The following is a 12,209-nucleotide window of genomic DNA, read 5'->3' as shown; positions in this document are numbered from 1 at the left end:
AAAAAGTCCCGCTCTGCCGTTTGGGCGGGACAAAAACAAAGGCACGGCGCCCCGGATGCGCGCCGCGCCCTTCCCTGTCAGCTGCCGATCAGCTTGACCGGGTCCAGATATTGGTCCTGGTCCAGCACCTCCAGGTGGATATGGGGGTCCTGGGCGCTCTCGCCGGTGATGGAGCCGGCCCGGCCCAGGCGCTGGCCCGACGTCACCTGCTCGCCCTGCCGGACGGCCGGGTCCTCCACCGCCGCGATCCGCCACAGCCGGCCTTCGGCGTCACGGATGGAGGCCACCACCCCCCAGTTGCCCTCGGCGGCCAGACTCTCCACCGTGCCGCTCACCGGGCAGAGGATGTCCTCCCCTTCCTCGCAGGCGTAATCCACGCCGTTGTGGGTGCGCCAGTCCCCCAGGGTCTCATGGTAGACCAGTTCGTCCCCGGTCCACACCGCCAGCACCCGTCCAGAGACAGGCCGCGTATAGCCCGGCCCGGCCGAGGCGCTGGCAGCGGGCGATCCGGTTTGCAGTTCGGAGGGTTCGGACACCGAACCAGACCCAGACGGCGCACCAGAAGATCCTTTGGATCCGCCAGGCTCGGGCACATCCTCCGCCGCCCGGGCTGCGTCCGCCGCCTGCTGCTGCCATATCGCTTCCTCCTTGTCCATTCCTTCTTCCACGCCCGGGTAGCTCTCCTCCCCGGTGACGCTCTGCCCGGGGTCCTGCCCCAGGTCCCTTGCCATCTGGTCGCGGACGGTCCGCACGGCCCACACGCCGACGGCCGCAGCCGCCGCCACGCAGGCCAGCAGGGCCAGCGCAAAGCCCTTGCCCCGCAAAAAATTCCTGATATGCTCCATGCTCTTGTTTCTCCTTCGGTAACCTGTGTACGGGTGTTGTGCTTAGTTTTGACACTTGCGGGCGGAATATTCGTGCGGGGAGAAAAAAGCGGGGGGCGGCGCGAACCTTTTATAAAAGGAAGGGCGGGGGCGTTTTGGCATTTCCGTCAAAAGTTCCGTCTCCATTTGTGCATACAAGCCAAAATCACGCGAAAGCGGTCTAGGCCGGCTTGTGGCACTTTTCCATTTATTCTACAATCCCCTCGGTTTTCTTGTATAAATCGCCGAATTTGTAACAAACGCTCAAAACCTATTGAAAACCAGAAAAAAACTGTGCATAATTATAGTTGTGATGGATCAGATTTGTATGATCTGTAAACAATCTGTGTCCAAAAGAAAAACCGTCGCGTGGTTGTTCTTTTTTCGAAAGCGTTTTACCTCCTGTGGACGGGCGGGGTCCAGGCCCCGGACGGCCGCAGGTGGAAATAAGTATGGAGAAGGAGAAATAACATGGTAGGAATCTTGATTGCAGGGCACGGCGGCTTTCCCAGCGGCGTGCTCAGCGCGGTCAACCTGGTGGCCGGCAATCCCGGCAACGTGACCGCCGTAGACTTTGTGGAGGGCATGAGCACCGACGAGCTGAAGGCCAAGATGCTTGCGGCCCTGGACGGGATGGAGCAGGAGGAGATCCTGGTCCTGACCGACCTGGCCGGGGGCACCCCCTTCCGCACGGCTGCCGAGATCAAAGCCGTGTATACCGGCAAGCGGATGCGGGTGGTGGCAGGCGCCAATATGCCCGCCGTGGTGGAGGCCGCTTTCTCCAGCGGCGACATGGACCTGGACGAGCTGACCGCCGACGTGATCCAGACCGGCACCGAGGGCTTTGTGGACCTGGACGCTCTGGGCGCCGGGGAGGAGGAGGCCGAAACCGCCGGGTTCGAGGACGGCATCTGACGCCCTGTGCACAAAGGAGAACATCATGATCAAAAAGATCGCTGTGGAACCCATCCGGTTCCGTGACAAGTACCTGTCCACCCCCCTGCTGACCAAAGCGGAGGTGGAGCAGGCCATGGACTATGTGGTCCGGCAGACCCGGGCCAACATGGAATACTTTGGCAAAAAGTTCCCCTGGTCGGCCACCAAGGGCCTGAAATACCCCATCATCGAGAACATCGAGTGGACCGACGGCTTCTGGACCGGCCTGCTGTGGCTGTGCTATGAATACACCGGGGACGAGGCGTTCCGGGTGCGGGCCGAGGAGAACATCGACTCCTTCCTGCACCGGGTGGAGAACCGCATCGAGCTGGACCACCACGACCTGGGCTTTTTGTATTCGCCCTCCTGTGTGGCCGGCTACAAGCTGGTGGGCTCGGAAAAGGGCAAGCGGGCCGGCATCCTGGCTGCGGACAAGCTGATGGAGCGCTACAACCCCCGGGACGGCTTCATCCAGGCCTGGGGCGCTGTGGGCGCCCAGGACAACTACCGTCTGATCATCGACTGCTTTATGAACATCCCTCTGCTGTACTGGGCCACCCGGATCACCGGCGATGCCAAGTACGCCCAGGCGGCCGACAAGCACTTTGAAAAGGCGGCCAACTACGTCATCCGGGACGATGCGTCGGCGTTCCACACCTATTACTTTGACGCCAAGACCGGCGAGCCGCTGCGGGGCGCCACCCGGCAGGGGTACAGCGACGATTCCGCCTGGGCCCGCGGACAGGCCTGGGGCATCTACGGCATCCCCCTCAACTACATCCAGAACCACAACCCCGCATCCATCAACCTGTACGAGGGGATGACCAACTATTTCCTCAACCGCCTGCCGGAGGACGACGTCTGCTATTGGGACCTGATCTTCGGCGACGGCTCGGGACAGTCGCGGGATTCTTCCGCCGCCGCCATCGCGGTATGCGGGATGCACGAGATGGGCAAATACCTGCCTGAGGTGGACCCCGAAAAGGACACCTACAAGCACGCCGCCCACCGCATCCTGCGCTCTCTGATCCAGAATTACCAGGGCCATGAGGCTGCCCCCGGCAGCCCTGTGCTGTACCACGGCGTTTACTCCTGGCACAGCGGCAAGGGCGTGGACGAGGGCAACATCTGGGGCGACTACTATTATATGGAAGCCCTGGTCCGGTTCTGGAAGGATTGGGATTTGTACTGGTGAGCCGCTGTGCGGTCCCCGGTATAAATAGATTTATGATGAAGGAGGAACAATCGTCATGACACCCAACATTGTCGCATTCCGTATCGACGAGCGCCTGATCCACGGGCAGGGGCAGCTTTGGATCAAAGCCCTTGGCTGCAACACCGTGATCGTTGCAAACGATTCTGCCGCGGCAGATCCGATGCAGCAGCAGCTGATGAAGGCCGTGGTCCCCAAGACCATCGCCATGCGCTTCTTCTCGATCCAGCACACCTGCGACATCATCCACAAGGCTTCGCCCAAACAGGTCATCTTCCTGGTCTGCAAGAGCCCTGCGGATGCTCTGAAGCTGGTGGCCGGCGGCGTGCCTGCCAAGGAGATCAACGTGGGCAACATCCACCACGCGCCCGGCAAGGAGGAGATCAGCAAGTACATCGCTCTGGGTCCCGAGGACAAGGAAGCCCTGCGGACGCTGCGTGACCAGTACGGCATCACCTTCAATACCCAGACCACCGCGGCCGGCGACGACGGCGGCAAGCAGGTCGATCTGAACCAGTATCTGTAAGGGAGGAACCTTTTGTGGAAATCAGCATTGTACAATGTCTTTTGATCGGTCTGTGGACCGCCGTCTGCCTGGCCGGCAACCTGCTGGGCATCTACACCAACCGCTGCCTGGTGATGGCCACCGGCGTGGGCATCATCCTGGGCGACCCCATCAACGGCCTGGCCATGGGCGCCGTGGGTGAGCTGGCCTTCATGGGCTACGGCGTCTCCCAGGGAGGCTCGGTGCCCCCCAACCACATGGGCCCTGGCATCGTGGGCGCCATCATGTGCATCACCGCCGGCGTTGACGTCAACACCGCGCTGGCTCTGAGCATCCCCTTCGCCGTGGCCTTCCAGTTCGTCATCACCGCTACTTACACCTTTGCCACCACCCTGACCGGCACCGCCATCAAGGCGCTGGACAACAAGAATTTCACCCTGTTCCGCATTGCCGCCAACGCCACCGTGGCGGTCTTTGCCATCGTGGGCTTCATCATCGGCTTTGCCGCCGCGTTCAGCTCGGAAGGCCTGAGCGCCGTCATCGCCCTGATCCCCGACTGGCTGAACGCCGGCCTGAGCGTCGCCGGTCAGATGCTGCCCGCCATCGGCTTTGCCATGATCCTGAACGTCATGGCCAAGAAGGAGCTGATCCCCTTCGTGCTGCTGGGCTACATCGCCATTGCATACCTGGGCCTGCCCACCATGGGCGTCACGTTCCTGGCCGCCTGCGTTGCGCTGATCGTTTTCTGGCACAGCGGCAGCTCCAACAAAGAGGAAGAATCGGAGGTTGAATTCGAAGATGGCATCTAATTATCAGATCACCAAGGGCGACATCGTCAAAACGTCGCTGCGCTCCTACTTTTTGCAGAACGGCTTCAACTACGGCAACTACCAGGGCCTGGGCTACGCCAATATGCTCTACCCCACCCTGCGCAAGATGTACAAGGACGACGATGACGCTCTGCAGGCTGCCCTGAAGGACAACATCGAGTTCTTCAACTCGAACATCCACTTCACCCCCTTCATCACCTCGCTGCACCTGGTGATGCTGCAGAACAAGACCCCCGGCGCTGAGATCCGCAACATCAAGATGGCCCTGATGGGCCCTCTGGCCGGCATCGGCGACTCTCTGTCCCAGTTCTGCCTGGCTCCCCTGTTCGGCACCATCGGCGCGTCTCTGGCCGCCGACGGTCTGATGCTGGGACCCCTGTTCTTCTGGCTGGGCATGAACATCACCCTGCTGATCATCAAGCTCCTCACCGGCAATCTGGGCTATAAGCTGGGCACCAGCGTCATTTCCACCCTGTCCGAGAAGATGGCCCAGATCTCCAACGTGGCCAGCATGATCGGCGTCGCCGTCATCTCGGGTCTGGCGGTCAACTTCGTCAAGATCAACTGTGCGCTGCAATACGTCTCCACCATGCCCACCGGCGAGCAGTCGGTGGTATCGATCCAGAGCATGATGGACGCCATTGCGCCCAAGCTGCTGCCCGTGCTGTACACCGCTCTGATGTTCTATCTCATCAAGAAGAAGAAGTGGACCACCTACAAGCTGGTCATCCTGACCATCATCGTGGGCGTCCTGCTGTCGGTGCTGGGCATCCTGGCCTGACCTCTGCAAACCAACCTTTGGGCGGGGATGCGCTGTGCATCCCCGTCTTTTTCTATGGAGGGAACATCATGGAACGACCGGATCTCACCGCCCTGCGGGCCCTTTGCCAGCGCTTTGTCCAGTGCTATGACCCCGCCGGCACCGCCCGCTACATCCGCAGCCACTGTCCCGACGAGGCCGCCGGGCTGCTGCGCCAGGCCGACCAGCTGCTGGCCCATACCTTCCGGTTCCAGGACAAATGGGACATGGAGCCCTGCCCCACCCCCTACACCCTGGAGCCCGGCCAATGGCTGTACAGTCCCAACGGGGACCCCGAGTGGGTCTTTATGCTCAACCGCCACGACCTGCTGCTCAAGCTCTGGCAGGCCGCCCAGCTCACCGGCGAGGAGCGGTATCTGGCGTCGCTGCGGGATTACCTGCTGGACTGGGCGGAGCGAAACCCCATCACCCTTGCGGGCACCGACGCCACCCGCACCATCGACACCGGCATCCGCTGCATGAACTGGTGCGGACTGCTGCTGCCTCTGCTGGCCCGGAACGTCCTGGATGACGGGCAGGCCGGCCGGCTGCTGGACTGCATGGCCCGGCAGTTTGAAAATATGCGGGCGCGGTACATCGGCAAATACACCCTGAGCAACTGGGGCGTGCTGCAGACCACCGCCATCTGCGCCGGCTATGCCTGGTTCGGGGACTTTTTGCCCGACGGGCTGGAGGCGTGGGCCTGGGACGAGCTGGAGCAGGAACTGGAGCTGCAGATCCTGGAGGACGGCGCCCACTGGGAGCAGTCGGCCATGTACCATGTGGAGGTGCTCAACACCTGCGTGAAGCTGCTGGCCCACCTGCTCTACGCGCAGGCCGCCGGCCAGCCGCTGTGTTCCCGGGCCCGGCGCGCCCTGGCCGGGGCCCACCTGTGGACCGACGCGGAGGAAGCCGCCGCAGCCCCCGGGCAGGGCTATGACCGGGGCCAGCCCGGCTGGCTGTGGGGCGCCGTGCGGGTGCTCAGTCGCCATGTGCTCTACACCGCCGACCCGGCCCATTTACAGCTGCCCCAGTGCGACAGCGACGTCACCGACGTGCGGGACGTGCTGGCACGGTCGGCCGCGCTGCTGGACGGCGGCGGCATCTACCGCTTTGCCGCCGGCAGCCGTCTGGACATGGACAGCGCCTGGCTGCTGGGCGCGTCGGGCCGGCAGCGCTTTCTGGACCGCGCCCCCTGCGTCCCCGGCCATCTGCAATGGGACTGCGACCATGCGGGCAACTTCTTCTGGCGCAGCAGCTGGGAGGAGGACGCCGACTTCACCTGGCTCAAAAACAGCACCCTGGGCAGCGGTCACGGTCATCTGGACCAGACCCAGCTCTGCCTGTACCACAAGGGCCGGCCCTTCCTGGTGGACAGCGGCCGCTACACCTACCGGGAGGACGATCCCCTGCGGATGGCCCTGAAAGATCCCCAGGCCCACTCGGTCTGCGTCATCGACGGCCAGTCGGGGGGCCACGCGGACAGCTCCTGGACCAACGACGCCTGCGGCGAGGTGCTCAAGAGCTACACCTGCACCCGGGGCGCCGCATCCTATGCCGAAATGCCCCTGCGCGGGACCCTGGCCGACGGCACGCCCTATCTGATCGTCCGCAAGGTGCTGGTCCTGCCGGGGGGCGTATGGCTGTCGGTGCAGGATGTCAGCTGCGCCGGAGCCCATGTCCTGGAGGAATCCTTCCATCTGGACGAGGCCGTACAGGTCACGGGCAAAGACCGGACCTTCACCCTGCAAAACGGCGGCGTCCGGCTGAACCTGTTCTCGGACGCGCCCCTCACCCTGGGCACCGCCGTCCACTCCAAGCGCTACAACGAAAAGACCGACGCGCCGGTGCTGCGCAAGCGGGGCGTGATGGACGGCCGTCAGACCTGGGCCGCCCTGCTGACCGCCGAAGGCATCGAGGCCAGCTGCGCCCCGGTGTTCCAGTTCGGCAAACCGCAGCCGGTCAGCCCCGACTGTCTCACCGCCTGGGATTTCCGGATGCCGGACGGCACCACCTGGACCGCCCTGCTCTGGCACCGGGAGACCTTCCGGGGCGGCAAAATGTACCTCTGCCACGATATACCCGTCTATGGCAAGGCGGTGGTGCTGCACCGGGACGCCGACGGCGCCCTGCTGGAGCGCATCCGCCTGAAAACCTGATCACCGGGAGGGAACGATATGGAAAACAAGATCTGCATTCTGGACGCCGACGGCCAGACCAAAGCCGAGCTGAGCGGCAGCGGCGAAGTGGTCCTGGGCTGGAAATACGGCGAATACGCCCCGGGGGACGTGATCGTCTTTACGGTATCGAAGCCCGGCTATTACAAGGTGCGGGTGGATGACTGCATCGACGAGGCCCTGGTCTATCTGACCGGCACCACCCTGCGGTATCCGGTCCTGTTCGATGAAAAGAAACTCGCCCACAATCCCAAGGCCTTTGCCGGCGACCGCCACTATCTGATGGTGCGCCCCGCCTGGCCCTGGGAGCTGGGTTACCGCAATCTGGCTCTCAATCCCGCCGACCAGCACGACGTGGAGGGCTGCTACCCCCACGCCACCGCCAATGTGGAGACCCGGGGCGAAAGCGTTTTCGCCGCCCGCAACGCCATCGACGGCCTGCTGGCCAACCGCTCCCACGGCAAGTGGCCCTTCTCCTCCTGGGGCATCAACCAGCAGGACGACGCCGAATGGACCCTGCACTTTGGCCGGCCGGTGGACTTTGACACCATCGTGCTGTACACCCGCGCCGACTTCCCCCACGACAACTGGTGGACCCAGGTCACCCTCACCTTCTCGGACGGCACCAGCCAGACCGTCAGCCTGGAAAAGAGCTATGAGCCCCACCGTCTGTCCATCGCCCGCAAGGGGATCACCTGGATCCGGCTGGGCCAGCTGATCCAGGCCGACGACCCCTCTCCCTTCCCCGCCCTGACCCAGTTTGAGGTCTGGGGCCGGGACAGCACCGGCGTATAAGCCCCGCCTTCCCCGTTTCCCGCCATCGCCTCCGGCTCGGTCGCCGGGGGCTTTTTTATTTGGCGTCGTACAAAGTGAATGATTTCCCTACCCTGAGAAAATGAATCCTCTTGCGCTTAGCCGATTTTTGCGGCGCGGGATGGCACCCGCTTGCAAAAACCGGAGCGCGGCGCCACTCACGGCTCCCTGTTTCGTCCGCAGGACGCGGTCGCCGTTCATGCAAATCATTCAAATCATGCATTTAAGCTTGACAAAGCCGTACTGATTGACTATAATGTACTTAGTTAATAAGTACACTCAAGCACAAAGGAGGGAGCACGTGGAGATCATCATCAGCTCCAACACCGGCAAGCCGATCTACGAGCAGATCACCAGCCAGATCAAGGCCATGATCATGAGCGGGGAGCTCAAGACAGGCGACCCCATCCCGTCCATGCGGGCGCTGGCCAAGTCCATCCACGTCAGCGTCATCACGGTGCAGAAGGCCTATGAGGACCTGCAGCGGGATGGTTTCATCGAGACGACGGTGGGGCGGGGCAGCTTTGTGGCGGCCCGGAACAAGGAGTTCTATCAGGAAGAACAGCAGCGGCGGGCCGAAGAACACCTGCAGGCTGCCGCCGATATCGCACGCGCCAGCGGCATTGCGCTGCAAACGCTGGTGGATGTGCTGACCTTATTCTATCAGGAGGGCGAATGATATGGATACCATCCTCACAGTGAGCGGTCTGACCAAGCACTACCCCGGGTTCACCCTGGACCATGTCTCTTTCTCGGTGCCGGGGGGCAGCATCATGGGGCTGATCGGCGAGAACGGCGCGGGCAAAAGCACCACCATCAAGGCCCTGCTGGGCCTGGTGCGCCCCGACGAGGGCAGCGCGGCCTTCTGGGGGCAGGACCTGGCCGCCGCGCCCCGGCTGAAAGAGGACCTGGGCGTGGTGTTCGACGGGGGGAGCTTTTATGAGACCCTGACCCCCGCCCAGGTGGGCAGCATCCTGCGCCATACGTACAGCCAGTGGGACGATGGGCTGTACCGGTCCTACCTGGAGCGGTTCGCCGTGCCGGCCCAAAAGGAGATCAAGGGGCTGTCCAAGGGGATGAAAGCCAAGCTGTCCATTGCGGCAGCCCTCAGCCACCGGCCCCGGCTGCTGATTTTGGACGAAGCCACCAGCGGCCTGGACCCGGTGATGCGGGACGATATCCTGGACGTGTTCCTGGATTTCGTACAGGACGAGGAGCACAGCATCCTGATGTCCTCCCACATCAGCGCCGACCTGGAAAAGGTGGCGGATTATATCACCTTCATCCATGCCGGCCGGGTGCTGTTCACCAGGGCCAAGGATGAACTGCGGTATCAGTGGGGGGTGCTGCGGTGCGGCGCAGCGCTGTTCGGCCAGCTGAAGCCCCAGGAAATGCTGGCCTGGCGGCGGGAGGACTACCAATGGGACGTCCTGGTGCCCGACAAAGAGCAGGCACGCCGCGCCCACCCCGGCGCTGTGGTGGACGATGCCACCATCGACGAGATCATGCTGCTGTATGTGAAAGGAGAGTGTGTGCAATGAAGGGCCTGATTTTGAAGGACCTGTACAACATCGGCCACAACGCCAGGACCATGCTGTTGGTCCTGGTGGTGCTGGGGGTGTGTCTGGCCCCCACCACCGGCTTGACGGGCTACCAGACCACCTGCGCGCTGATGTGCGCCATGATGGTGGTGACCACCTTCAGCTTTGACGATATGGCGGGCTGGATGAGCTACGCCCTGGTGCTGCCGGTCAGCCGGCGGGAGATCGTCTGGGCCAAGTACCTGGTCCTGGCCATCTTCTGCACCGTCGGCGACCTGCTGGGCGGCGCAGCCGGCGCGCTGGTGATGGTGCTGCTGGGCCAGCCGCTGCCGCCGCTGGGTGAGATGGCGGCGCTGCTGCTGTTCGGCTGGGCGCTGGCCTACCTCACCGGCAGCGCGTCCATCCCGCTGCTGCTGCGGTTCGGGGCCGAGAAGGCCCGGATCATCCTGGTGGGAGCCTTCATGATCCCGGTCATGCTGATCCTGGCGGTGGGCGGCATCCTGTCGGCCGCCGGCGTGACCCTCACCGACGAGCTGGCGGTCGCCCTGTTCTGCGCCTCCCCCCTCGTCGCCCTGGCGGCCGGCGCCGCCCTTGGCCGTATCGCCTGCGCGATCCTGAACAAGAAGGAATACTAAAGCGTGCCGCAAAAAGCGCCGCACGAATCGCTGTCCCGACTGTACGCATATCGTCCGGTCGGGACTTTTTGCATCCTGTGCTGCGACGCTTTTTAGCGCTTTTTCCCCTCTTGACAAGCCATGTCTATTGTTTGATACCGTACCAACTGCATGATTTGAATGATTTACACGAACAGCGACCGCGTCCTGCGGACGAAACAGGGAGCCGTGAGTGGCGCCGCGCTCCGGTTTTTGCAAGCGGGCTCCGACCCGCGCCGCAAAAATCGGCTAAGCGCAAGAGGATTCATTTTCTCAGGCCCGAGAAATCATTCAAACCATTCATTTCATTCAAATCATTCACTTTGTAAGACATCGAACAAAAACCTTCGCGGCAAAGCACAAAAAAGAAGCCCCAAAAGGACGCACTGTCCCGGGGCGCGCAGAGGTGTTATTGTAGTGGCAAAGGAACACCGAAAGGAGAACGACATGACCACAAACGAATATTTTGACCAGGAGATGCGGGTGCTGTCGCCCGACAAGGCCCTGCTGCCCCGCTCCTTCGCCCTGTGCTGGGATACCCCCGACCTGGACGAACGCCGCAGGCGGGACCAAAAGCTTTACCATCTGGCGGTGGACCCGCTGGGGTCGGGCGGCTTTGCCCTCGACGCGGAACGCTTCAAAGCGGCCTGGACGGCCTGCCGCGCCGCCTGGAAAGAGGACCCCACCGCCTTTCTGGAGCAAAACCTCGAGAGCGGCAGCTGGTTCTCGGCGGCCTGCCTGATGGCCCAGACCCTGCCGGAGCTGTACTACGTCGTGGAAGGCTTTCTGCCCCAGGGCCTGGTGGTGCTGGCCTCGCCCCCCAAATACGGCAAAAGCTGGCTGGCGCTCCAGCTGTGTCTGGCGGTCAGCCAGGGGGAGCCCTTTCTGGGGATGCCCTGCCATCCGTCCACCTGCCTGTATCTGGCTTTGGAGGACGGCAAACAGCGGCTGCAAAAGCGCCTGGCCCGCCTGGACGACCAGCAGCTCCAGAACCGCAGCCTTTACTTCGAGACCCGCGCCATCACCCTGGGCGAGGGTCTGCTGCTCTACCTGGAGGGCTTTCTGTCCCAGCACCCCGATTGCAGGCTGGTGGTCATCGATACCCTGCAAAAAGTACGCGGCAGCGGCGAAAACAGCAGCAGCCTCTACGCGTCGGACTACACCGACATGGGGCATCTGAAAGCCTTTGCCGACCGGTTCGGGCTGTGTCTGGTGCTGGTGCATCATCTGCGCAAGATGAGCGATGAGACCGACCCGTTCAACCGCATCGCGGGCTCCAACGGCATCTTTGGCGCGGCGGATGCGGCGCTGGTGCTGACAAGGGCCAAGCGGGAGGACCCGCGCACCATCCTGGACCTGGCCGGCCGGGATGTGGAGGAACAGCGGCTGGTGCTTCGCTTTGACAAGGCAAGCTGCCGCTGGCACAGTCTGGGCGCCCCGGATGAGGCGGAAGAAGCCGTCCTGGCCGCAGACTACGCCAACGACCCTCTGGTAAAGACCATTTTGCAGCAGCTCGAGGCCGGCGGCGGCAAATGGCAGACCAACGCCAAGGGTTTTCTGGACGCCTGCAAGGCCGCCTGCGGCAGCTGCCCGGTGGATACCGGCCAGACCCTGGCCCGCCGGCTGGACCGCCTGGCTCCCCTGCTGCACGCCCGGGACGGTGTCCTCTATCAGGCCCGCCTCCGCGGCACCGCCGGCCGGAACTACTCGTTCCGGAAACCGGACTGCGCCCCCGCCCCAGGTGAATGATTTGCAGCACAAAAACCCCCAAGGCATACGCCTCAGGGGTCTTGTTTTGAGAGAAGCCGGCATCTACCTATTTTCACAGGCCGTGTCCAGCCAACTATCTTCGGCACAAGTGAGCTTAACTTCTGTGTTC

General features: G+C 63.1%; 12 protein-coding genes. 11 read left to right on the top strand and 1 reads right to left on the bottom strand.

Annotated features, from left to right (window positions below; all coding sequences use genetic code 11):
• Window positions 1-77: 77 nt before the first annotated feature.
• On the bottom strand, window positions 78-845 hold the full coding sequence (locus tag B5G12_RS04810) for a M23 family metallopeptidase (RefSeq protein ID WP_087324103.1): 768 nt from the start codon (window positions 843-845) through the stop codon (window positions 78-80).
• Between the two features lie 489 nt (window positions 846-1,334).
• Here B5G12_RS04810 and B5G12_RS04805 point away from each other — a divergent pair, with 489 nt between their 5' ends.
• The 11 genes from B5G12_RS04805 to B5G12_RS04755 all read left to right on the top strand — a co-directional run bounded on the left by B5G12_RS04805 (window position 1,335) and on the right by B5G12_RS04755 (window position 12,079).
• On the top strand, window positions 1,335-1,778 hold the full coding sequence (locus B5G12_RS04805; protein ID WP_087324102.1) for a PTS sugar transporter subunit IIA: 444 nt from the start codon (window positions 1,335-1,337) through the stop codon (window positions 1,776-1,778).
• 25 nt (window positions 1,779-1,803) lie between these two features.
• Window positions 1,804-2,994 carry a glycoside hydrolase family 88 protein gene (locus tag B5G12_RS04800; protein ID WP_087324101.1) on the top strand — a complete coding sequence of 397 codons (1,191 nt, stop codon included), beginning with the start codon at window positions 1,804-1,806 and terminating at the stop codon, window positions 2,992-2,994.
• A gap of 55 nt (window positions 2,995-3,049) precedes the next feature.
• Window positions 3,050-3,538 carry a PTS sugar transporter subunit IIB gene (locus tag B5G12_RS04795; RefSeq protein WP_087324100.1) on the top strand — a complete coding sequence of 163 codons (489 nt, stop codon included), beginning with the start codon at window positions 3,050-3,052 and terminating at the stop codon, window positions 3,536-3,538.
• Window positions 3,539-3,552: 14 nt separating this feature from the next.
• The gene (locus B5G12_RS04790) at window positions 3,553-4,326 is read left to right on the top strand and encodes a PTS mannose/fructose/sorbose/N-acetylgalactosamine transporter subunit IIC (RefSeq protein WP_087228333.1); all 774 of its coding nucleotides are present in this window, start codon (window positions 3,553-3,555) and stop codon (window positions 4,324-4,326) included.
• Window positions 4,316-5,128, top strand: a complete 813-nt coding sequence (locus tag B5G12_RS04785) for a PTS system mannose/fructose/sorbose family transporter subunit IID (protein ID WP_087228332.1) — start codon at window positions 4,316-4,318, stop codon at window positions 5,126-5,128. The genes B5G12_RS04790 and B5G12_RS04785 overlap by 11 nt, the downstream gene beginning before the upstream one ends.
• Before the next feature lie 68 nt (window positions 5,129-5,196).
• Window positions 5,197-7,305 carry a heparinase II/III family protein gene (locus B5G12_RS04780; RefSeq protein ID WP_087324099.1) on the top strand — a complete coding sequence of 703 codons (2,109 nt, stop codon included), beginning with the start codon at window positions 5,197-5,199 and terminating at the stop codon, window positions 7,303-7,305.
• 18 nt (window positions 7,306-7,323) lie between these two features.
• Window positions 7,324-8,118, top strand: coding sequence for a DUF7402 domain-containing protein (locus B5G12_RS04775; protein ID WP_087324098.1), 795 nt, complete (start codon window positions 7,324-7,326; stop codon window positions 8,116-8,118).
• Window positions 8,119-8,437: 319 nt separating this feature from the next.
• Window positions 8,438-8,815 (top strand): GntR family transcriptional regulator, encoded by a 378-nt coding sequence (locus tag B5G12_RS04770; protein ID WP_087324097.1) that lies wholly within the window; start codon window positions 8,438-8,440, stop codon window positions 8,813-8,815.
• Between the two features lies 1 nt (window position 8,816).
• Window positions 8,817-9,677, top strand: coding sequence for an ABC transporter ATP-binding protein (locus tag B5G12_RS04765; protein ID WP_087324096.1), 861 nt, complete (start codon window positions 8,817-8,819; stop codon window positions 9,675-9,677).
• Window positions 9,674-10,312, top strand: coding sequence for an ABC-2 transporter permease (locus B5G12_RS04760; protein ID WP_087324095.1), 639 nt, complete (start codon window positions 9,674-9,676; stop codon window positions 10,310-10,312). Before B5G12_RS04765 ends, B5G12_RS04760 begins: the two co-directional genes overlap by 4 nt.
• A 465-nt stretch (window positions 10,313-10,777) precedes the next feature.
• Window positions 10,778-12,079 carry an AAA family ATPase gene (locus B5G12_RS04755; RefSeq protein WP_158099679.1) on the top strand — a complete coding sequence of 434 codons (1,302 nt, stop codon included), beginning with the start codon at window positions 10,778-10,780 and terminating at the stop codon, window positions 12,077-12,079.
• Window positions 12,080-12,209 lie beyond the last annotated feature (130 nt).

Source organism: Faecalibacterium sp. An58 (assembly GCF_002161515.1).
Classification (GTDB): Bacteria; Bacillota; Clostridia; order Oscillospirales; family Ruminococcaceae; genus Faecalibacterium; species Faecalibacterium avium.
This window is presented reverse-complemented; position numbering and strand designations above follow the sequence as displayed.

Bases quoted from the DNA above. Each gene is read 5' to 3' on its own strand.
- B5G12_RS04805 (WP_087324102.1), top strand. From the start codon at position 1,335: ATGGTAGGAATCTTGATTGCAGGGCACGGCGGCTTTCCCAGCGGCGTG.
- B5G12_RS04795 (WP_087324100.1), top strand. From the start codon at position 3,050: ATGACACCCAACATTGTCGCATTCCGTATCGACGAGCGCCTGATCCAC.
- B5G12_RS04780 (WP_087324099.1), top strand. From the start codon at position 5,197: ATGGAACGACCGGATCTCACCGCCCTGCGGGCCCTTTGCCAGCGCTTT.
- B5G12_RS04775 (WP_087324098.1), top strand. From the start codon at position 7,324: ATGGAAAACAAGATCTGCATTCTGGACGCCGACGGCCAGACCAAAGCC.
- B5G12_RS04755 (WP_158099679.1), top strand. From the start codon at position 10,778: ATGACCACAAACGAATATTTTGACCAGGAGATGCGGGTGCTGTCGCCC.
- B5G12_RS04760 (WP_087324095.1), top strand. From the start codon at position 9,674: ATGAAGGGCCTGATTTTGAAGGACCTGTACAACATCGGCCACAACGCC.
- B5G12_RS04800 (WP_087324101.1), top strand. From the start codon at position 1,804: ATGATCAAAAAGATCGCTGTGGAACCCATCCGGTTCCGTGACAAGTAC.
- B5G12_RS04810 (WP_087324103.1), bottom strand. From the start codon at position 845: ATGGAGCATATCAGGAATTTTTTGCGGGGCAAGGGCTTTGCGCTGGCC.
- B5G12_RS04785 (WP_087228332.1), top strand. From the start codon at position 4,316: ATGGCATCTAATTATCAGATCACCAAGGGCGACATCGTCAAAACGTCG.
- B5G12_RS04765 (WP_087324096.1), top strand. From the start codon at position 8,817: ATGGATACCATCCTCACAGTGAGCGGTCTGACCAAGCACTACCCCGGG.